At 74.0% G+C, this 22,461-nt stretch carries 8 protein-coding genes; 1 reads left to right on the plus strand and 7 read right to left on the minus strand.

The window, feature by feature from the left end; genetic code table 11:
* Nucleotides 1–52: 52 nt before the first annotated feature.
* From AC0KTA_RS09060 to AC0KTA_RS09075, 4 genes are all read right to left on the minus strand, one after another.
* Nucleotides 53–1,873, minus strand: a complete 1,821-nt coding sequence (locus AC0KTA_RS09060) for an ABC transporter ATP-binding protein (RefSeq protein WP_481054606.1) — start codon at nucleotides 1,871–1,873, stop codon at nucleotides 53–55.
* A gap of 181 nt (nucleotides 1,874–2,054) precedes the next feature.
* A complete protein-coding gene (locus AC0KTA_RS09065) occupies nucleotides 2,055–2,816 on the minus strand; it encodes an NUDIX hydrolase (RefSeq protein ID WP_481054607.1) in 762 nt (253 codons plus the stop codon).
* Between the two features lie 118 nt (nucleotides 2,817–2,934).
* Nucleotides 2,935–4,989 carry a glycogen debranching N-terminal domain-containing protein gene (locus tag AC0KTA_RS09070; protein ID WP_481054608.1) on the minus strand — a complete coding sequence of 685 codons (2,055 nt, stop codon included), beginning with the start codon at nucleotides 4,987–4,989 and terminating at the stop codon, nucleotides 2,935–2,937.
* A 387-nt stretch (nucleotides 4,990–5,376) separates the two neighbouring features.
* Nucleotides 5,377–6,963: a DUF4192 domain-containing protein gene (locus tag AC0KTA_RS09075; protein ID WP_481054609.1), complete on the minus strand. Its 1,587-nt coding sequence runs from the start codon at nucleotides 6,961–6,963 to the stop codon at nucleotides 5,377–5,379.
* Nucleotides 6,964–7,347: 384 nt separating this feature from the next.
* Here AC0KTA_RS09075 and AC0KTA_RS09080 point away from each other — a divergent pair, with 384 nt between their 5' ends.
* A complete protein-coding gene (locus tag AC0KTA_RS09080) occupies nucleotides 7,348–8,112 on the plus strand; it encodes a DUF2470 domain-containing protein (protein ID WP_481054610.1) in 765 nt (254 codons plus the stop codon).
* Nucleotides 8,113–8,728: 616 nt separating this feature from the next.
* Here AC0KTA_RS09080 and AC0KTA_RS09085 read toward each other — a convergent pair.
* The 3 genes from AC0KTA_RS09085 to AC0KTA_RS09095 are packed head-to-tail and all read right to left on the minus strand — an operon-like array spanning nucleotide 8,729 to nucleotide 22,460.
* Nucleotides 8,729–10,885 (minus strand): 3-deoxy-7-phosphoheptulonate synthase, encoded by a 2,157-nt coding sequence (locus AC0KTA_RS09085; RefSeq protein ID WP_481054611.1) that lies wholly within the window; start codon nucleotides 10,883–10,885, stop codon nucleotides 8,729–8,731.
* Nucleotides 10,882–12,288 (minus strand): MDR family MFS transporter, encoded by a 1,407-nt coding sequence (locus tag AC0KTA_RS09090; RefSeq protein WP_481054612.1) that lies wholly within the window; start codon nucleotides 12,286–12,288, stop codon nucleotides 10,882–10,884. The genes AC0KTA_RS09085 and AC0KTA_RS09090 overlap by 4 nt, the downstream gene beginning before the upstream one ends.
* Nucleotides 12,285–22,460 (minus strand): amino acid adenylation domain-containing protein, encoded by a 10,176-nt coding sequence (locus tag AC0KTA_RS09095; RefSeq protein ID WP_481054613.1) that lies wholly within the window; start codon nucleotides 22,458–22,460, stop codon nucleotides 12,285–12,287. The genes AC0KTA_RS09090 and AC0KTA_RS09095 overlap by 4 nt, the downstream gene beginning before the upstream one ends.
* Nucleotide 22,461: the final 1 nt, after the last annotated feature.

The raw sequence follows: 22,461 nt of genomic DNA on the forward strand, positions 1-22,461 counted from the left end.
CGCTCCCCGGAGAGTTGCGCGCAACGCGGGAACGAAAGGCAGCAGATAGCCGTCAGCGAGCCCTACCACGCACGGCGGTGAGCAGATAAGCGCAGAGCAGAGCGGTGACCGACAACGTCAGTGCGCTGCCCACGGGTTGAGCCACCATGCGGACGCCCCCGGCCAGATACCGCTCGACTCCGAAGGGCCATTGCACCAGGGCGAGATCGCGCAACCGCCCCGGCAGACCGGCCGCCGATCGCACAGACGGCCCTTCCAGCGCCTTTTGTACGAGGGGTACGACGACGATCGGCACGGCGAGGACGGCGGCGAGGCCCGCGGTCGTGGAGCGGAACACGCCCGCGGCCAGCACCCCGGCCCAGGCACAGCCGGTCATCAGAGTGATCCAACTCGCGCTCAGGGAAAGCCAGTCGGCGGGAACTTCGGTGAGCTCCGGTCCGTATACGAGATGGAGCAGCGCGGCGTCGCATCCCACGGTGAGCACGGCCAGGAGCAGGGCCGAGGCCGCGGCGACCGCGAGCTTCGCGGCGAGGAGACCCAGCCGACGCGGGACGGTTCCGCGGTCCGCGGCGAGGGCGGGATGGCGGAACTCCTCACCGAAGGCGAAAGCGCCGAGAAGTCCCGCGCCGAGGGCCGCGGGCGGCAGGGGAAGTTCGGTGGGCCAGGCGGCGAGCAGGCGGGGCTGTGGCGTGTGGCCGGTCCGGGCGAGGAAGACACCCATGACGGCGGAAAGGGCGAGGACGGCGGCCACCGTGAGGTATCCGGTGCCGATTCCGGTGGCGCGGCGCAGTTCATAGCGCAAGGGGCGCAGAGGGCTGCGGACGGTGCGGACAGTGATGGGGGGTGGCAGGGGGGATCGGGGCTGGGCCTTCTCCGTGGTCGCGCTCGGCGCACGCTCCGGCGCGGGGTTCTCGGGCGGCGCCTTGGGGGCGCGCGGCTCGGCGGGTGCCGGGGCGGGCTCAGGCGTGGGAGAGGCCTGCCGTTCCGCAGCAGTGGGTGGCCCGGCGTCCCCGATTTCATCGGCGAGTTGATGGACGAGGATGCCGTGCCGGAACGCGGTCTCCCCCACATCCGCGCACGTGCTGCCGTACACCGAGAGCCTGTTGCCGTCCTCCTTCACCACCTCGACGGTCCAGCGGCGTGAGCGCGCCTCCTTGGTGAGGAGGGCGGCGAGGCGCGCGGCGTACGGGGTGCGCACGGCGACCCGGGGGCGCAGCCGGGTGCGGGCGAACTCCGCCGCGTCCTGGTCGGCGACGAGCCGGCCGGCGTCGAGCGTGACGACCCGGTCGGCGGTCCGCGCGGCCTCCTTGGGGTCGTGGGTGGAGTACAGAACAGTGCCGCCCTGGGCCGCGTGCGTCCGCAGAAATCCGTGCAGCCATCCGCTTTCCCGGGCGGACAGGCCATCGGCGGGACCGTCCAGGACGAGCGTGTGCGGATTGGCGAGCAGGGCGCAGGCCAGACCGAGCCTGCGGTCCATGCCGCGCGAGAGCGTGCCGAGCCGCTGCTCGCGCAGGCCGACGAGTCCCACGGCTTCCAGCACGTCGTCGGCGCGCAGAACGGGCACCCCCACCGCGGCGCAGAGCATCCGCAAGTGACCCCGCACCGTGCGGGCCGGATGGCCGGGGACTTCGCCGAGCAGCACACCCACTTCCCGGGAAGGGTGGGCGATGCGGTGCAGCGGGCGGCCCCTGAAGTAGGTGATTCCACGGCCCTGTTGGAGTTCGAGCATCAGTCTGAGCGCCGTCGTCTTGCCCGCTTCCGGTGCGCCGAGCAGTGCGGTGACACGGCCCGTGCGCGCCTCGAAGGACACGTCGTCGACGGCGGGCGGGAGCTCCTGGCGGGGATTGCTGGTCAGTCCGATGGCCTGGATCATCGCTTCTCTCGCGGGATGTGCGACCGCTCGGCGGCCGGGGCGAGTCCGCCGGATCGGGGACGGACGAACCCCGTGGGTACCGCAGCAAGATAACGCGACATTTCTGGCTTTTCGCTCAGGGCGACTTCACGCGAGCCGCTGCGTCAGACGACGTGCGGCCGCGCGTGCTCGGGGCCTGCGCTCAGACGTCCGGCCGCAGCATGGGCGGGTTGAGGAGCGTCGCGCCGCCCGCACGGAAGAGCTGAGCCGGGCGGCCGCCCTGGCGGGTCGTCGTGCCGCCCGTGGGGACGAGGAAGCCCGGTGTGCCTGTCACCTTGCGGTGGAAGTTGCGCGGGTCGAGGGCGACTCCCCACACCGCTTCGTACACCCGTCGCAGCTCACCGACCGTGAACTCGGGTGGGCAGAACGCCGTGGCCAGGGAGGAATACTCGATCTTCGAACGGGCGCGTTCCACCCCGTCCGCGAGGATCTGCGCGTGGTCGAACGCCAGGGGAGCCGCCTGTTCGCCCTCGCGGCCGTACCCGCCCTGGGTGAGCAGGGCGTCGACCGGCGCCCAGCGCGCGCTGTGGGCGTCACCGCCCGCGCGGGGCGCGGGCAGGTCGGGCGCGAGGGCGAGGTGAGCGACGCTGACCACCCGCATCCGTGGATCACGCTTGGGGTCGCCGTACGTCGCCAGCTGCTCCAGATGTGCCCCGTTGGCCTGAACCGGGCTGTCCGGATCATGGGCACACAGGCCGGTCTCCTCGACCAGTTCCCGTGCCGCCGCGGCCGACAGGTCCTCGTCGATCTTCACGAATCCGCCGGGCAGTGCCCAACGCCCCTGGAACGGCGGCTCGCCGCGCCGTACGGCCAGCGCGCACAGCGCGTGGCGGCGCACGGTCAGCACGACCAGATCGACGGTGACTGCGAAGGGCGGGAAGGCCGACGGGTCGTAGGGCGACATGCCGCGATCATAGTCGTCTGCCTGACGATAAACACCTCTTACGTCATCTGCTTCCGGCTCGGATCCCGCGGCCCGCCCGTCCGGCCCGCCGTGTCCTCCGCCCCTCCGTCCAGCGCCCTCATACCCCCAACTGCAGTCCGTCGGCGGCCTCCTCGACCATGGCGAGGCCGAGCCTGCTCACCCGTACGGAGAACGGGGCTCCCGCGACCCTGAGTGCCGTAAGACCGAGCTCGCCCAGGGGCGCGCTGCGGACGGGACTCAGCGTCACCGTGCCGGCCGGCGCGTCCGGGCGGATACCGGCGAGCAGGGTCAGGAGCTGCACCCCGGCCGCCGCGCTCACGGCCGCCGGGCGGCAGGCCGCGGGGTGCGGCAGGGGCGCGCCCCCGGCCGCGCGCTGTTCGCCCGCGTACATCTCGGGCAGTCGGTGGCCGAAGGCCTCGGCCGCGGCGAGCACTCCGCGCAGCAGCGAGCCGGCCTCTTTTTCGTAGCCGGCGGCGGCCAGGCCCGTCACGGCGACGGCCGTCTCGTGCAGTCTGACCGCGCCGCTCCGGTGTCCGAACGCGTTGTACGCGGCCTCTTTCGCGCCCAGGCTGCGCAGCCCCCAGCCCGAGTCCATGGTGGGGCCACCGAGCAGCCTGGCGACCTGTTCCGTCTGCACCTTGTCGAGGAGGCCGGGGGCGAGCGCCCCGGCGCCGAGCAGTCCGGTGTCCAGGAGGTGGGCCGCGCTCCCGGTGAGGCACGGAACGGGTCGGCCGTCGGCCAGTCGTGCCGCCGCCGGTCGGCCGCCGGCCCGGTCCGCCACCCAGAATTCCTCCCGGAACCGGCCACGCAGCCGCTCCGCCCAGTTCCGCAGATCGGCGCCGCCCGCACGCCCGTGGGCGTCCAGGAGGTCGGCGCCGAGCAGCGCCGCTCGGTGTGCGTGGGCCTGGGTCTCGCAGCGGGCGGGCCCGCCGGGGTGGGGGTCCGGGAGGAATGTGCTGTCGCCGAGGGCGTCGAGGAGCCACCGCAGGCACCGCTCCGCAGCGGGCAGCAGTTCCTCCATGTCCGCTTCCGGGGTGCCCCAGCGCCAGGCTTCGGCAAGGAGCACCGGGAACAGGAGGGTGGCTTCGACGCCTGTGCATCCAGGGGGCAGAAGGGGTCCCGCCGCCCGCATCGGCCCGGGGATCATGCCTGACCGCGGCCCCGGCTTCGTGAGCTGACTGCGGGCGAGGGTGCGCAGCGTGCCCACGGCGAGCCTGGTGCCCAGCGGCAGGGTCATCCGGGCGGCCGTGAGTGCTTCGGCGGGTGCGAGGCCGCAGCGCCAGGGTGCCCCGGCGGCCACGTACACATCGGCGGGATGTGCTGGATCGCGCAGCAGCAGCGCCCGCAGGTCCGCCACGGACGTCTCCAGGAGCCGCTGGACCGTCGGGTCGTCGCCCACTGCCCCGGCCGAGGCCAACGGGCTGCTCGCCCCGTGGCCCACCGCTCGCACCGGACCGCCGCCATCGGGGCGGACGCGCAGTTCCACACTCTGGCTGCCGCCGGGCGGAAGCTGCACTTCCCAGCGCAGCAGCCCGGCGGAGGCCAGGGCGTCCTTGGGCGCCGGGACGGCGGTGACCACGCAGTGGCCCTTGCCCGAGGACCAGCGCATGCCGGAGTCGTGGACGCTGGCGGGCAGTTCCGGGCCGGCTGTGCCGGAGGCGACCGCGCCCAGTTCCGCCAGGTCCGTGCCGAGCGACACCTCGACGGGCAGCCGGAGGGGGCGGCTGGCCGCGCTGTGCAGCGTGATCCTCTCCGTGCCGTCGGCGTGCCGGATCCGCTCCACGACGACGTCCGGGTCGGGTCCGCCCTCGGTCGAGGGAAGCACGGTGGCCACGAAGCGGGCGCTGTCGGCCGAGAGCATCCGGGCCTGCACTGCGATCGGCTCCCGCCCGGCCACGCGGACCTGGCAGCGCGACAGCATGCGTCGGCCCGAGCGGTAGAAGCCTTCCAGGCCACGGCCGTTGAGCTGCCCCTGGTCCGTGGAGACGGCCAGCGCGGGCAGGGCCACGCAGACCAGCGAGGCATGCGTGGGCGGCAGCGCGCCGGGGCGGCGTGCCACGGGTGCGAGGGCCTGCCCGGCGGGCGCGCGCCGGGAGGCCGGGGCGGGCAGGCGCGGCCGGTCGGCCTGCCCGCCTTCGGATCTCTTGGGCATGCCGACGACATCGGACCGACTGGAGACAGGAGACGGGGCGGGAACGTGCATGGGGCAGCCTCTTCTGCGTTGTCTGCGCTGCGGAGACTCGGTCGCGGTGCAGCGGCGCGACCCGGACGCGGGTACCGCCACTCAGGTGAACGGACGCGGGCCGCTCCAAGTCACGCACCCGCCTCAGGAAGCCCCCCAGACGGCGGTGCGCCGCGGCGGCGACTGCCCCGACCGCGGTGGCCGCCGCGACCGCCACAGCCGCCGCGGCCACCGCAGCCACCGCAGCCACCGCAGCCACCGCAGCCACCGCAGCCACCGCGAGGATCGGCCGTGGCGGACGGCTCCGCGCCCTTGCATTCACTTGCCGTTCCGCCACTTGCCGTTCCGCCCCTGTGCTCACCGGCCGTGCCTCGTGTCTCGCCTGACGGCGGGCCGTCGGTTCCGCGGTCCCGTGCCTGATCCCCCGCTCGGGCGCGTCGCGCGGGTGGCGGAGCGGGAGCGGCGGCGGGGACCGCGGGACGTGGCGCCGACGCCCGCGTCGGTCCTGGCCTCGGCCCCTGCCGGGGCACCGGCACCCGCACCGACACCGACTCCGGAGCCGGTGGGGGCGGAGGGGGCCGTGGGCGTGGGAGTCGTGGGTGGCGTGGGGAAGGTGGAACTCAAGTGGTCGACGGCGCCTTGGAGTTCGGGGGCTTCTTCGGCCGATGAAGTGCCTTCGACTACGAGGCCGTCCAGTTCTTCGGCTTCTTCAACTTCTTCGGTCCCTTCGGCTTCTTCGGTCCCTTCGGCTTCTTCGGTCTCTTCGCTTTCTTCGGTTTCTTCGGTCTCGTTCCGCCCCCGCTGGGTCCGCTCGCCGCGCAGGATGCGGCGGATCGGTTCCGGATCGTCGTCCGCGCTGCATACGGGGTGGAGCAGCAGAGCGAAGGTGTAGTGCGGATCGGCGATCAGCGCCATGGTGAGCGCCTCCTGACCCTCGATGAGGTCGCCGAGCGACCAGGCGACCCAGCCGGCCAGCGTCAGGGGCGCTGCCGCGTGCTCGTGGAAGGGGCCGACGCAGCGGCGGGCGAGTGCCCGCCAGAGCCGGAGCGCCGACTTCGCTTCCGGCCCCTCCATCCACTCCGCCGCCCGGTCCCGCGTCGTGCGGTCCTGGAGACCGAGGATCACTGCGGCGGCCTCGTCGTGAGCCAGCAACTCGTCGTCCTGGAGGTCCGCGTCCAGCGGGTCCGGCTTCGGGGGTGCCGCGTCCAGGCGGGCCATCAGACGGCGGGCGAGGCCGAGCGTCTCGTCGGCGACTCCGTCATGACCGCCCGCGTCCAGGATCCTGGGCACGAGCGCGATCGCGGCGGCGTGCAGCGCGCTCTCCTGGGCCGCCGCGGCAGCGGTTCGCCATGGCGTGAGCCGTGCCCGCAACTTTCCCTGGTCCGGGCCCACTTGACGGCCCGCGTACGCAGTGGCTGCCGCGAGGACCGACGTGCCCGCGGGAGGCAGCGGGGTGCCGTCCGCCGGACAGCACCGCTGATCTGGGCAGCAGTACGTCCAGAAGCGCCCCTCCGAGACGCATACGGCCTCCAGGACCGGGACGTCGAGGCCGCCGCAGGCGGTGCGGAGTGCCTGGGCCAGCGGCCTGAGGCGCTCCATGACCTGCCGCCCGGAGAGCCCGGAGGTGTCCCCCGCGGACCCTCCCGGCTCCTGGCAGAGGAAGGCCACGACGCCGTCCGGCCGGGCCTCGCGCCGCTCGCAGCCGCTCACCAGGCACTGGGCCAGTTGCTCCGCGACGGCCGGCCAGTCCTCCGCGCGCTGCGGAATGCCGAGGCGCACCCGCCCGCCGAAGCGGCCGCGCGGGCCGTGCAGGGCGATGAGGACGACGCTGTTCTCGGGCCTGAACCCGAGCAAGTACGGCAAGGCGTCGGCGAGTTCGGCGGGAGTACGCAAGGTGACCGCGGGCCCGTCGAGCGGGTCGGCTGATTCGCTGTGATTCGTCATGCGCCGACTCTGCACCGGAATCGCCCACTCCGGTTGAGCCTGTGGATAACCATGATCAGGGGCACGCCAAGGGTTGTCCACAGCTTGGCGGGCTCGTCCGCCGGATGTCAGACCCATCGGGTTGCATGGAGCCATGACGAACGAACAGCCGCGGATCGCGGAGACCTCGCATGGACACACCCAACTAAGTAAGGTTAGCCTTACCTTACTTAAGAGGGTTGTGGTCCATGGCAGAGAAACGCCGTCCCGAGCTCGGCACCCCTCAGCCAGGTCGCCGCGCGCATGCGTTGGCGGTGCGACGACCCGAGCACCCCCGATCGTGGGCACCCTGCGCCGGCGCCAGATGGAGGGGTACCGATTCAACCTCTACCGCATGGAGGCCCGTTGAGCACCGTAGCCGAGACAACGCCGACCGAACCGGGTGAGCCTGGCGAGCCGACCGCGGCGGAGCGGGTCCGCTCCGTCATCGCCGGCGCCGAGTCCTTGTCGCTCACCACGGACGGCCAGGAGTACGACCTCATCGGTATGCACTCCGTGAGCCCGAGGGGACGGATCACCCTGCACCCGCAGGCCGGCAGTCCTCTTGCCGCCCAGGTGGCGCAGGCGCCGCGCGGCAGTCTCGCCGCCCTGCTGGAGTTCACGGACATTGCGCCGACCGCCGTCCGCTCCCGCGTCAGGGCCGGCGTCACGGTGTCGGGGTGGCTGGCGCCGGACAGGCACGGGGACGCCACCGCCGCTGCCACTGCCACTGCCCTGGCACTCGACACCGCACGCGTCACCTTGCGCACTCCGGCCGGGACAGTGGAGGTGGGGCTCGACGAGATGACCCTGGCCGCCCCCGATCCGCTCGCGGTCGAGGAGGCGGCGATGCTGACGCATCTCGCCGACGCGCACGAGGACATGGTGGCCGGGCTGGTCGCCCTCTCCCGACCTCGCGTACCGCACGGCTTCATACGGGCCGTGCCCCTGGCCCTGGACCGGCACGGCATCACGCTGCGCCACGAATACCCCAGCGGCCATTGCGACTTGCGGCTACTGTTCCCGGAGCCGGCCAGGGACGCGGCGGAAGCCGGCGATCGGATCTGCCGACTTCTCGTGACGCCCGCCGCGACGGCTCATCTCCACCACCATCCGTCACCGCGCTCATGAGCCGTCACCGGGTGGGGGCGTCTGCCTGGTGAACGGTGAGGGGTGACCGGAGACCGGTGGCCGGTGGCCTGCGGCCGGGCGGTGGCCAATGCCGGGCGGTGGCCGGTGGTTTACCTCGTCATCACGAATCCGTAGGGGGCTCCGTGGGACACGGCATGGACTTCGCCCTGCACTCCGGCCGTGCGAGCGACTGGGCCCGCGCCGCGCGTCCCGGTGACACCATCGAGGCGACGGTGCAGGGCTCGGAGTTCAGCGTGCCGGATCCGCTGCCCTCCCGGCTTCTCGCCGTCGGCGATCCGGCGTCCCGGCCGGCCATCGTCTCGCTGCTCGACGCCATGCCGCTGACGCCAGCCACGATCTGGTACGAGACGTCCCAACCCCGCGACAGTGACCACACCCGCGGCGGGGGTACCACGGCCCGGGACGTCATTCACGTACCGCGGAAGGATCAGGGTTCTCATCTGGTCGAGACGGTTCGGGCGGCGCTCCCGGAGCAGATGGACGACTCGGCCTCGGCGGCGGGGTGGGGCGGGCCACGTTCGCGCACTCAACTGGGCTCCGCGGCGGGCGGCTGTGACGTGCGTCGGGGCCGCCCGCCGCGCCATGGAGTCGGGACTCATCCGCCGAGGTGGCTCCGGTGGTTTCGGCGGTGGGAGGCCAGGGCGAGGGCGTCGAGCAGTGGGGCCGTGCGGGACCAGCCGAGGCAGGCGTCGGTGACGCTGAGGTCGGGGCGGGGGTGTGCTGTCTCGGAGTCCTGTCTGCCGTCGGACAGGTAGGACTCGATCACGACGCCGGCCAGGGAGTGTTCGCCGTCGGTGATCTGCTGGGCCAGGTCGGCGACGACGGCCGGTTGGCGGTTGTGGTCCTTGCCGCTGTTGCCGTGGGAGGCGTCGACGACGATGCGCTGGGGCAGGTCGGCTGCGGCGAGGGCCGAGCGGGCCTGCGCGATGCTCGCTCTGTCGTAGTTGGGGGTCGGGCCGCCCCGGAGGACCAAGTGAGTGTCGGGGTTCCCCGTGCTCTGGACGGTGGTGAGGCGGCCGTCGGAGGACACGGCGGGGAGGGTGTGCGCGTGGGCGGCGGCCTGGATGGCGGCGATCGCGGTGTCCAGGCTGCCGGAGACGCAGTTCTTCATGCCGACCGGCATGGGGAGCCAGGAGGCCAGGTGGCGGTGGGGCTGGCTGGCGACGGTGCGGGCGCCGATGGCGGCCCACGACACGGTGTCGGCCACGTACGGGGCGAGGGCGGGGTCCACGAACTCGTACGCCAGGGGCAGGCCCGTGGCGGCCGCCTCGGTCAGGAAGGACCGGCCGAGTCTCAGGCCCGTGGCCAGGTCGCCCTTGCCGTCGAGCGTGGGCGCCGTGAGCAGGCCGGTCCAGCCGGTGATGGTGCGGGGCTTTTCCAGATAGGCGCGCAGGACGACGACCAGGTCGTCGGCGAGGCGCCGGGCGGCGGTGGCCAGCAGGTCCGCGTACTCCAGGGCGGCAGAGGTGTCGTGCACCGAGCAGGGGCCGACGACCACGAGCAGGCGGGGGTCCCGGCGGGCGAGGACGGCGGCGACGGTGTCGCGGTGCCGGGCGATGGTCTCGGCGGTCGCCTGAGGCAGGGGGTGGGCTGCGGCGAGGTCCGCCGGTGAGGGCAGGGGGTGGGATACGGCGAGGTCCGCCGGGGACGGCACGGGGTGGGATACGGCGAGGTCCGCCGGGGACGGCACGGGGTGGGATACGGCGAGGTCCGCCGGGGACGGCACGGGGTGGGATACGGCGAGGTCCGCCGGGGACGGCACGGGGTGGGATACGGCGAGGTCCGCCGGGGACGGCAGGAGGTGGGTCGTAGCCGGATACGCCGGTGCGGCCGTGGGCTGGGCCGTGGCGACATCCGCCGACGTCGGCACGGGCCCGATCGTGGCCAACTCGGCTTGTGCGTGCACGGGCTGGGCACCAGCGAGGTCGGCCGGTGCCGATGCCGACTCGACCGTCGCCTGCTCGACCGTTGCGTACGGGGGATGGTCCGCAGCACGATCCGCCGGTGCAGGCACAGATTCCGGTGTGACCGTGTCCGGCGTGACCGTGTCCGCCGTGGCCGGCTCCGGCGTGGCCGACTCGGCCGGTGCGGGCGCGGGTTGAGCCGCAGGCAGATCCGCCGGTGCGGTCACCGGCTCGTCCCTGACGAGATCCGTCGATACGGTCACCGGCCCCACCGTGGCCGACTCGGCCGGTGTGGGGCCGGGCTGGGCCACAGGCAGGTCCGCCGGTCCGGTCCCGGGCTGGGCCGTGGCGAGGTCGGCCGGTGTCGGCACCGACGTGACCATCGCGAGCTCGCCCGTCGCAAGCTCGCCCGTCGCTGGCTCGACTGTCGCTGGCTCGCCCGCCGCCAGCGCCGACTCGGTCGTGGTCAACTCTGCGGGCGCGTACGCAGGTTGAGGTGCAGCGAGGTCCTCCAGTGCGGCCACCACTGGCTCAACCGTGACGAGGTCCGTCGGTGAAGGCACCGGCCCGACGGCCGACTCGACCGGTGCGGGCGCGGACTGGCGCACAGGGAGGTCGCCCTGGGCGGGCGCCGACTGGAGCGCAGCGGCGTCGGCCTGGGCGGGCGCCACCGGGGGCGCAGCGGCGTCGGACCCGGCAGGCGCGGGCACGGGCGCGGGCAGGGGCAGAGGCAGGGGCGCTCGGGCCGTGGACCGGGCGGGGGCTGTCTGGGGTGCGGTGGCGTTGAGCGAGGCGGGTGCTGGGGTGAGCGTGGTGGCGGCGGGTGGGGTGGGCAGGGGGTGCGTCATGGCTTCCTGACGTGAGTTCGGGGCAGCCTCGTGGCGCCGGCGGCGGCCAGCAGGCAGAAACCGAGCACCCACCAGAAGGTGTCGGCGAACGCCCAGGAGATGTCCGGGCCTCGGGCGGCCAGCCGGTCCTGCAGGACCACGGCGAGGGCCGCGGTGCCGACCGAGCCGCCGACGGTGTTGAGCAGGTTCAGCGCGCCCGAGGCGCGCGGGAGGTGTGCGCGCTCGATGCGGCTGTAGACGATGTTCATGACGGGCGCGCCGATCATGGCCATCCCGACCCCGCGGACCGCGAGCGCCGCGGCGATCACGACGTCCGGTGGCTCGTGGCCGAGCTGGGTGAACGGGACCGTGCCCGCGACGATGAGCGCGATGCCCGTGACCACCAGGGTCCGCGGCGCGACCTTGTCGATGGTGCGGTTGACGAGGACCGACCCGGCCGCCGCGCCCAGCCCCTGCGGCGCCAGCAGCAGTCCGGCCTCCCACGCCGAAAGGCCGCGGCCCGCCTGGAAGTACAGCGGCAGCAGGAACATCGTGCCGAACACCGACGCACCCAGGACCAGCAGCGCGAGCGCCGCGGCGCCGAACGGCGGCCGGGCGAAGAGGCGGGGGTCGACCAGCGGTGCGCGGCTCGTCCGCAGCCCGTGCACGGTGAACGCGGCCAGCATCACCAGGCCCGCCGCCACTCCGGCCACCGCCGGAAGGGTGCGGCCGCGGGAGACCTCGGTCAGGCCGAACACCAGCACGGCAAGCCCGGGTGAGAGCAGCGCCGCCCCCCGCAGGTCGAACGGCATCCGCCGCGACGCCGGCGGCACCTCGGGCACGTACCGACGCGCCAGCAGCACCGCCACCACCCCGATCGGCAGGTTGACCAGGAACAGCCACGGCCACGACGCCACCCCGAGGATGGAGCCGCCGACCAGCGGGCCGAGTACGGGAGACAGCAGCGGGACGACCGCCACGACGCTGATCACCCGGCCGGTGCGGCCCGGTCCCGCGACACGGGCGAGGAGTGCCTGCCCGGTCGCGGGCAACAGCCCGCCGCCCAGGCCCTGGATCACCCGGAACACGATCAGGCTGGTCGCCGACCAGGCCAGCGCGCACAGCAGCGAGCCGAGCAGGAAGACCCCCACGGCGGCGAGCCAGGTACGCCTGCCGCCGAACCGGTCGGCCAGCCAGCCGGACGCGGGCACGGCGGCGACGACGGCCAGCAGGTACGCGGTGGAGACCCACTGGATCTCGGTGACACCGGCGCCGAAGTCATCTGCCAGGGTGTCGATGCCGACGCTGACGATCGTCGCGTCCACCGTGGCCATGAAGGTGCCGAGGACCAGGATGAACGCGATCCGGAGCAGGTGTCCGTCGACCCGTTCGGGGGCCGGGGGCGCGGATTCCGTTTTCTTCATCCGCTCTCCTGGGGCTTCTTCGCGAGGTCGAGTACGTTCTCGTCGAGGTGACTGCCCACCTCGCGCAGCAGGTCGAGCAGTTCCTCGGCGAGACCGGCGACGTCCACCCCGGCCCGGTGGGCGAGCACACCGGTCCAGCCGTCGTCGCCGTCCGGCATGACCGTCAGGGTCACCGGGTGGTGGGTGGCCTCGCGGAAGCGGGTTCCGACGACCGTGAGCCCGGGGGCGGGTTCGCGGAGGCGGTCCGGGTCGACCGGGTAGTTCTCGAACACCACGAGGCTGTCGAACAGCCTGCGTCGCCCGGTGAGTTGCTCCAGGTCGGGCAGGGCGACGTGCTGGTGCTCGACCAGCGCCCGCTGCCGGGCCTGCAGGTCGGCGAGCGTCTCGGCGAATGTGCCGCCGCCGATTCGTACGCGTACGGGAACGGTGTTGGCCAGGAGCCCGATGATCTCCTCGACGCCCTCCAGCTCCGGAGGACGGCAGGCGACCATGGCGCCGAAGCAGACGTCCGCCCGGCCGGAGCGCCGCGCGAGCAGCACCGCCCACGCGCCCTGCACCAGCGTGTTGAGCGTCAGACCGCGCCGTGCGGCGAGGTCGGTCAGCTCCGCCACCAGTGGCGCGTCGAACTCGATGACCGCGGGCTCCTGCCACGCCGGACCGGGCTCGCCATTGCCCCGTTCACCGCCGACCGGTTCACCGCCGACCGGTCCGGCGCCGACCGGTTCACCCTCGCCCAGTCCACTGCCGAGCAGGTACTCCCCCTCGGCCAGCCCCGCCAACTCCGCGGCCCAGACCCCGAGATCAGGCTCGTGGTCCGCCCGCCAGCGCAGGTAGTCGCCGAACGGCACCGGAGCGGGCAGGTCCGCTTCCTCGTCCCGCACCCGCGCGGCGTACAGCGCGAACAGTTCGGTGAGGATGCGCGGGGCCGACCAGCCGTCGGAGAGCACGTGATGGCTGGTCAGGACCAGGTCGGCGAGCTCGGCGCCGCGACGGATCACGGTCAGGCGGACGAGCGGGCCCTCGACGAGGTCGAACGGCTCGGCCAGGTCGGCCGCGAGCACCTCGGCCACCGGCCCGTCGGACACGCGGAACTCCGGCCGGGGCGACTCGGGGATCACCGCCAGGCCGGCGGGAAACGCGGGGAACACGGCGCCCAGGTTCGGGTGCCGGGCCAGCAGGTCGGCGCCCGCGGCGCGCAGGGCGTCGACGTCGAGCGGACCGGCGAGGGAGAACGCCGACTGCACGGTGTACGGGTCGGGGCGCTCGGTGCGTGAGTGCCGCAGCATCACCTCCTGGAGCGGGGTGAGCGGCTGCACCTCGGCGACCGGGCGAGAGCCGTCGAGCGCGCTGATCTCCGGTGCGGCCGCGGTGCGCACGAGCGCGGTCCGCAGGTGCCCGGCCAGGTCCTCGATCTCGGCGGCGGTGAACAGCGCGCCCGGCCAGGTGATCCGGACCCCGAGCGCGTCGTCGCGCACCAGGGCGTTGACCATCAGGCTGTGCGGCAGGGGCAGCGCGTCGGTGCCGCCGGAGCCGAGCGGGTCGGCGTCCGGGGGTGTCTGCCACGGCGTCTCCTCGGCGGGGGCGCCGGGGAATCGGCCGAGGTAGTTCCAGGCGACCTCCGGCTGTACGGGGTCCAGCAGACCCTGCGCGGTGAGGATGCCGTGGCCGAGGCCGTCGCCCTGGGCGCGCAGCCGCTCCCCGACCGCCTTCACGCCGTCGCTCGCGTCGAGGCGTACGGGGTGGACGGCAGTGAACCAGCCGACGGTCTGGGACAGGTCGACCCGCGTGGGGCGGCCGTGGCTCTCCAGCGCGACCAGGAGTTCCGGCGTTCCGCGCCAGTCCCGTACCGCTTGGGCGAGCGCCGTGAGCAGGACGGCGTCCGGCGTGGTGCGGTGGGCGGCGGGCAAGGTCGTGATCAGGGCGCGGGTCGTCTCGGCGTCGAGCCGGATCTCGTGGTGCGCGGCGGTGGCTACCGTGTCCCTGGCGGGGTCGAGGGGCCGGGTGAGCGCCGGGGTGGCGGTGGTGGCGGTCATCCGTTGCCAGTGCGGCAGTTCGGCCCGGCGGTCGGCGTCGCGCAGCGAGCGCGCCCAGCCGAGGAACGACTGACCGTGCTGGGTCAACACCCCGCCGGAGTAGGCGTGTTGTACGTCGTCGAGCAGGACGCGCCAGGACACGCCGTCGACGACCAGGTGGTGGGCGATGAGGACGAGCCTGCCCGGCCGGTCGGGCCCGGCGTCCACCCACACCGCGCGCAGCAGCGGACCGGTTCGCGGGTCCATCGACTCGCGGGCGGCGGCGACTTGGGAGTCGACCAGGGCACGCAGGTCGTCGGCCTTTGTCGCTCGTACGCACGTGAGCACCTCGGCCCCGGTCACCGCGCCGACCGGCCGAACACGCAGCACATCGCCGACCAGGCGGGCCCGCAGCACGTCGTGCCGGGCGAGCACCGCGTCCAGCACGCCCCGCCGGCTCGCCTCGTCGCCGCCCGGCGGCACACAGATCTCCACCCACTGGCAGAACCCGTCCGCGGCGGTACCGGCACGGCGCAGCAGGTCCCGCATGACCGGCGTCAGCGGCGCGTCGCCGACCGCGGGAGCCGCACCGCCGTCCAGGGCGCGGGCCCGCGCCGCGATCCCCGCGACCGTCTCGCCCTCGAACACGTCGCGTGCGGTCAGGCCGAGCCCCCGGCGCCGGGCCCGCGACACGACTTGCAGCGACACGATGCTGTCGCCGCCGATGGCGAAGAAGTCGTCGTCGGGGCCGATGTCGTCGCGGCTCAGGACATCCTGGAACACGCCGAGCAGGACTGCCTCGGCCTCGGTGGCGGGCTCGCGCCGCACGGCGGCCGCGGTCTCGGGGGCGGGGAGCGCGGCGGCGTCGAGCTTGCCGCTGGGGCTCAGCGGCAGCCGCTCGATCGGTACGAGTGCCGTCGGCACCATGTGGTCGGGCAGTTCCCCGGCCACGTACGCACGTATCCGCGCGGTGTCCAGATCGGCGCCGTCGGTCGGAATGACGTAGCCGACGAGCCCGCCGTCACGCACGATCACCGCGCTGGCCCGCACGTCGGCGTGGCGGCTCAACGTGGCCTCGATCTCGCCCAGTTCGACGCGGAAGCCGCGGATCTTGACCTGGTGGTCGACGCGGCCGAGGAACACCAGCTGCCCGTCCGGCCGCCACCGCACCAGGTCGCCCGCGCGGTACATCCGCGTCCCCGGCGCGCCGTACGGGTCGGCGACGAACGCCGACGCGGTCAGGGCGGGGCGGCCGAGGTAGCCGCGGGCCAGGCTGGGCCCGCCGAGGTACAGCTCGCCCGTGACGCCGACGCCGACGGGCTGGAGCCCGGAGTCGAGGACGTAGGCGCGGACGCCCGGGTCGGGGCGGCCGATCGGCAGCGGACCGGGGTCGTCCGGATCGTACTGCCAGGTCACGGAGTTGATGGTGACCTCGGTGGGACCGTAGGCGTTGAACAGCGCCTTGCGGCCCGCGCCCCAGCGACGCGCCAGCGCGGGGTCGAGGCGCTCGGCGCCGACGACGAAGAACACGTCGGCGGGGACCGTGCGGTCGTCCGGCATGGCGGCCAGGAACGACGGCAGCAGGTTCACTCCGGTCACCCGGTGCTCGGCGATGTAGTCGAGGAGTTCGTCGCCGGGTACGCGCACTTCCTCGGGTGCGATCACGGACGTGCCGCCGGACAGCAGCGGCACCATGGTCTGCCAGAACGCGACGTCGAAGCTCGTCGACGCGAAGTGCAGATAGCGGTCGTGCTCGGTGACGCCGACGACCTCCTCCTGGAGCGCGATCAGGTCGGGCACACCGCGGTGGGTGACACCGACTCCCTTGGGGCGCCCGGTGGTTCCGGAGGTGTAGATGACGTACGCGAGCGCGTCGTCGGTGAGTCGGGCGCGGGCCTCGGCCGGATCGGTGTCGGGCGCGGACGCGAGGGTGGCCGGGTCGTCGAGGCGCAGGACCGGGATGTCACGGTCGGTGGGCACGTCGCCTCCGGTCGTCACGGCGGCGGCCGGGGCGATGTCGTCGATCATGTACGCGAGCCGCTCCGCCGGATAGCCCGGGTCCAGCGGTACGTACACCGCGCCCGCCTTGGCCACGCCGAACAGGGCCACCGTCATCTCGATGTCGCGCCCGAGCAGGACGGCGACCGGGTCCTGGGGCCGTACGCCGCGCTCGATGAGCGCGTGGGCGAGCCGGTTGGCCTGCCGGTCCAACTCGGCGTAGCTGAGGCTGCGATCGCGGCAGACCAGGGCCTCCGCGTCGGGCTTGCGGCGCACCCAGGCGGCGAACTCCTCCAGCCAGTGGCCGCGTTCCTTGGCGGGGACGATCTCGGTGCCGGTGCGCAGCATCCGCTCCCGCTCGTCGGGATCGAGCGCGGGCAGCCGGATCACGGGCCGTGCCGGGTCGTCGACGATCTCCCGCAGCAGGTTGCGCAGCCAGCGGCCGTAGTCGCGTACGGTCGCCTCGGCGAAGGCGCTCGGCTGATAGCCGAGGCCGATGGTGATCTCGTCGTCGGGGATCACGATGACGGTCAGCGCGTAGTGCGTGGCGTCGGTGATGTCCACGCCGGCCAGGTCGAGTCCGGGGGCGAGCGGGGTGCGCTTCCGGCTGGACAGCGGGAAGTTCTCCATCACCAGCATCGTGTCGAACAGCTCACCGATGCCCACCGCGCGCTGGATCGCGGGCAGGCCGACGTGGTGGTGCTCGGCGAGCGCCACGCTCTCCGCGTGTACGTCCGCCATCAGGTCCCGCGCGGTCCGGTCCTGGGTGTGCCGGACGCGTACGGGGATGGTGGTGCCGAGCTGGCCGATCATCGACTCGACGCCGTCGACCTCGGCGGGCCGCCCGGACACCGGGCAGCCGAACACGACGTCGCGGCGCCCGGTGAGCCTGCCGAGCAGCAGGCCCCAGGCCGTCTGGAGCACCGTGGTCAGGGTGACGCCCTGCTCGCGGGCGAAGGCGCGCAGCCGGTCGCTGAACTCCTGGCCGAGGCCGACGCTCACGCGGCCGGGCCGCTCGACGCCGGTGCCGACGCTCGCGGGTGCGAGCCGCGTCGCGTCGTCCACGCCGGCCAGCGCCTGCTGCCACGCGGCGACGGACACCTTGTGGTCCCGGCCCGCCAGCCAGCGGAAGTACTCCGACAGGGGCGGGGCGACGGGCGCGGCCGGTCCGCCGCCCAGCTCGGCGTAGATCGCGAGCAGGGTGCGGCCGACCAGAGGCATCGACCAGCCGTCGAGCAGGGCGTGGTGATTGGTGATCACCAGCTTGTGCTCGGCCGGGCCGACGCGGGACAGCAGGAAGCGGATCAACGGTGGCCGCGCTGGATAGAACGTTCGTTCCAGCTCGGTACGTACAGCCTCCTCGAACCGGTCGTCCTGCCGCCAGTCCAGAGTCACGTCCGCGGGGATCACCTGCACGACCTCGTCCCCGGCCGTTCCCAGGTACACGCGCAACGCCGGGTGGCGGCGCAGCAGTTCGCGGGCCGCCTCGGCCATCCGGTCCGGGTCGAGCTCCCCGACGAGGGTGGTCACGGCCTGGACGACGTACACGTCGGTGTCCCGGTCGTCGCGGACCAGGGTGTGGAAGGAGAGGCCGACCTGGAGCGGGGTGGCGGGGAGGACGTCGGCGATGCGGCCCGTGCGTTCCAGGGCGTCGATCCCGTCCTGGTCGAGGTCGACCAGCGGCAGGTCGGAGGGGGTGAGCCCGCCGGGGGTGTGGCGGGCGTGCTCGGCCAGCGCGTCCAGCGCCGCCGCCCAGGCCGTCTGCAGGGCCGTCACGGCATCGGCGCCGAGCACCTCGGTCGCGGCCGTCCACTCGACGGCGAGCCGGGGCGCGCCCTCCTCGTGGACGAAGCAGTTGAGGGCCAACACCTGCTCCAGGGCCTTGCCTTCGGGCTCGATCACCGCGAAGGCGTCCCGCTCCGGCAGCCGCCACCCGGTCCCGGACAGCGCGGCGAACCGGCCCAGGTAGTTCAGGAGCACGTCCGGCGGCGGGGTGGCCGCCAGCTCGGGGCCCGCCACCGGGTCGAGGGAGCGCAGCACGCCGTAGCCGACGCCACCGTCGGGGACGCCGCGCCGGGCTTCCTTGGCCGCGCGCAGCACCCCGCCCACGTCGCCGATGGCGGGTACGCGGACCGGGTACTCGCTGGTGAACCAGCCGACCGTACGGGCCAGATCGAGGTGTTCGCGGCCGTGCCCCTCCATCGTGACGGTCACCGCGTCGCCGCTCACGCCCCACTCGCGCAGGGTGAGGACGAGCGCGGCGAGCAGGACTTCGTCGACGCCGGCGCGGTAGGCCGCAGGCAGGGTGGTCAACAGTGCCTCGGTGACCTCGGGCGAGGCCACGGTGACCGAGCGGTGGGCGGTAGACACGGTGTCCCGCGCCTGGTCGAGGGGGCGGGCGCCCAGGCGGGACGCGGAGTCCAACGCGGCGCGCCAGTGGTCGAGTTCGCCCCTGCGCGCGCCGGACGCCCCCTGCTCGGCGAGGAGCGTCGCGTGCCGCCGCCAGGACGTGCCGACCGGGTCGAGGGCGCCGCCCGTACAGGCCGTGTGCAGGTCGGGCAGCAGGACGCGCCAGGACACGCCGTCCATGGCGAGATGGTGTACGACGATGACGAGCCGGTCGGCCGTGCCGTCGCCGGTACGGAGCAGTGCGGCTCGCAGCAAGTCGCCCGAGCGTGGGTCGAGTTCCCCCGCGAGGCGCGTGGCGAGGGCGGTCACGTCCTCGCCGTGGATCTCGTTGACGACGGCCCGTACGTCTCCGGCCGGAAGCACCTCCAGCACGCCGTCGTCCGCCCGCAGCCGCAGAGCGTCGTGGTGGTCGAGCACGGTCTGCACGCCCGCGACGAGGTCGGCGTGGGCGAGTTCATCGACGCGCAGGGCGGTCCACTGGGCGTATCCGGCGACGGTGTCCACGTCCGGGTGCGGGTCGAGCAGGCCGCGCACGATCGGCGGGGCGGGCACGGGCCCGGTCGGATCGTCCACGGGTTGGGCGACTTCCTCCACCACGTCGGCGGAGGCGGCCAGGGCGGCGAAGCTGCGGCGGGCGAGGAGGTCCCGTGGCCGCAGTTCGACGCCCTTGGCCCGCAGCCTGCTGCTGACGGTGATCGCTGTGATGCTGTCGCCGCCGAGGGCGAAGAAGTCGTCGTCCACACCGACCCGTTCGACCTCGAACACCTCGGCGAGGACGGCACACAGCAGCCGCTCCCGGTCGGTGCCCGGCTCCCGGCCGCCCCGGCCGCCGCCGGACGAAGCGGGCGCGGGCAGGGCGGCGCGGTCGAGCTTGCCGTTGGGCGTCACCGGCAGCGCGTCGAGGACCACCACGGCCGCGGGCACCATGTGCTCGGGCAGCCGCTCGGCGAGGTGGGCGCGTACGGCGTCCCCGCTGACCGAGGTGGACACGACGTAGCCGACCAGCCGGGACGAGCGCACCACGGCGGCCGCCGCGGTGACGCCGGGCACCGCGCCGAGCGCGGCCTCGACCTCGCCGGTCTCCACCCGGTGGCCGCGGATCTTGACCTGCCCGTCGCCGCGGCCCAGGTACTCCAGGCCGCGTCCGGGCACCCACCGGCCCAGGTCGCCGGTGCGGTACATCCGCTCCCCCTGCGCGCCGAACGGGTCGGCGACGAAGCGCTCGGCGCTCGCCCCGGGCCTGCCGAAGTAGCCACGGGCCAGCTGCGGCCCGGCCAGGTACAGCTCGCCCGCCGTGCCGTGCGGCACCGGCTGCAGCGCGTTGTCCAGCAAGTAGATCCGGGTGCCCGCGAGCGGGTGGCCGATCGTCGGCTCGTCGCCTTCGACGCGCCCGGTGGTGCTGGTCACGGTCGCCTCGGTGGGCCCGTACATGTTGCGCGCGGCGATCCCCGCCGCGGCGATCCGCCGCCACAGCGCGGGCGGGGTGGCCTCGCCGCCGAGTACGAGAAGGGCGGGGCGCGCGGGCCGCCGGTCGAGGAGGCCGCCGTCGATCAGGGGCGCGGCCATCGACGGCGTGGTGTCGATGATGTCGATGCCGTCGCGGGCGTACGCGGCGAGCAGGGCGTCGGCGTCGCGGGTGGTCTCGGCGTCGTACACGTGGAGTTCGTGCCCGCACAGCAGCCACACCAGGTGCTCGAAGGCGGAGTCGAAGGCGAACGAGTAGGTGTGGGCGGCGCGCAGCCGTCTGCCCGTGGCCCCCTCGACCTCCGCGACGACCGTGGAGCGCTGGTGGTGCAGGAGCGCGGCAAGACCGCCGACCCGGCCGAGCACACCCTTGGGGCGGCCGGTCGATCCGGAGGTGTGGATGACGTAGGCGAGGTGCTCGGGGTGGCGGGGCGCGGCCAGTTCGTCGGCTGCCAGCGGTGCGCCGGACAGTGCGGCGGCCTCGTCGAGGAGGGTGGCCCACGGCAGGCCATCGACCACGCCGTCGGTGCGGACCGGCCCGGAGAGGGTGCCGTCGGTCAGCACCAGCGCCGGGTGGGTGTCGTCGATCAACTCGCGCAGCCGCTCCGCCGGATGCGCCGCGTCCAGGGGCAGGAACGCGGCCCCCGCGTCCATGACCGCGAGGAGGGCGACCACCGAGTCGGCGGAGCGCGGCAGCGCCAGGGCCACGACGTCGTCGGGCCCGATCCCCCGGGCCCGCAGCGCACGGGCGAGGCGGTGCACCCGGGCCGCCAGGTCCACGGCGGAGAGCCGGTCGCCGCCGCACACGAGGGCGGTGTGCCCGGGGTCGGCGGCGACCATTGCGTCGAAGGCGGTCGGTACGTCCACGGGCGTGCCGGGCACGGCGGGCGGTGCCCAGTCCGCGAGGAGCCGCGGCACGTCGTCGGCCAGGGCGATCTGTCCCACGGGCAGGCCGTCGGTGAGTCCGGACAGCAGGGCCCGGAGGCCGGCGAGCTTGGTGTCGACCATGGCCTGGTCGTTGGTCCGGGCGTCGACCTCGAAGCCGAGGAGGAGTCCGCCGTCGCGGGTCGGCAGGACGCTCAGGCCCATGTCCTCCGGCGGTCCGCCCGCGACGTTGCGCATCACGCCGGTGGCCCCGGCGAAGTCCATCGCGAGGTCGAACGCCTTGAGGTTGATCCCGCGTCCGTGCAGCAGGGCGCCCGCGCCGGGCACGCCCAGATCGCGCGGCAGGTCCTCGCCCCGGTACCGCTGGTGGTCGCGCATCTCCTTCATCGCGGCGGCGACCCGCCGGCTCAGCTCTCCGAGGCCGTCGCCGCCGCGCACGGTCACCCGCAGGGGCAGCACGTTGACCGCCATGGCGGGCGTACGCAGTTCGGTCGCGCCCGTCCGGCACATCAGCGGCAGCGCGAACACCACGTCGGTGCGGCCGAGGACGCGGTGCAGGAACGCGGCGTAACCGGCGATGAGGGCTTCGCCCCAGGTGACGCCCTCCCGGTCGGCGAACTCGCGCAGCCGGGCCAGCTCTTCGGGCGGCAGGACGGTGCGGGCGGTGAGGGTGCGGTCGGGCGGACCTGCGGCAGTGTCGACATCGCCGACGTCAGGCAGAGGGGTGAACCGCTCCACCCAGTACGCGCGGTCCTCGGCGAACCGGTCGCTGTCCCGGTAGTCCCGGTCGGCGGCGACGAGGTCGGCGAAGGCGCCGAAGGCCGAGGGCCGCGGCTCGGTCCCGCGCACCAGGGCGGTGTAGCGGGCGGCGGTGCGGCGGGCGAGCATCGCGGCGGTGTAGCCGTCGAAGACCAGGTGGTGGCCGAGCTGCGTGTACCAGACCTCGTGCTCGGAGAGGCGGATGACGGTGCGTGAGTAGAGCGTTCGTTCCACCATGCCCCGACAGGTCTCGCCCGCCCGCGCCCGCTCGGCGTCGACGAGCGCGTTCGCCGCGGCCACGGGGTCGGCCTCGCCGCTGACGTCGACCACCCGGGGCGGCTCGACCGGTTCGTCGCCGACCTCCTGGCGTGGCCCGTCCGGGGTGTCGTACACCCGCAGCCGCAGGGTCTCGGCCTCCTCGGTGGTCGCCCGGACCGCCTCGACCAGCGCGTCGACGTCGACCGGCACGGCAGCCCCAGCCCCAGATCCGGCTCCGGCTCCGGATATCTCCACCACGTCGCCGACCACGTAATACGGCGAGTCCGGTTCGAGGCGCTGCGCGTTCCAGATGCCCAACTGGGCGCTGGTCAGGGCGAGAAGGCCCTCCGACGGCCGGTCGGCCGAGGGCACGCTTGCGGTGCTCAAC

This window comes from Streptomyces sp. Y309, assembly GCF_056712025.1.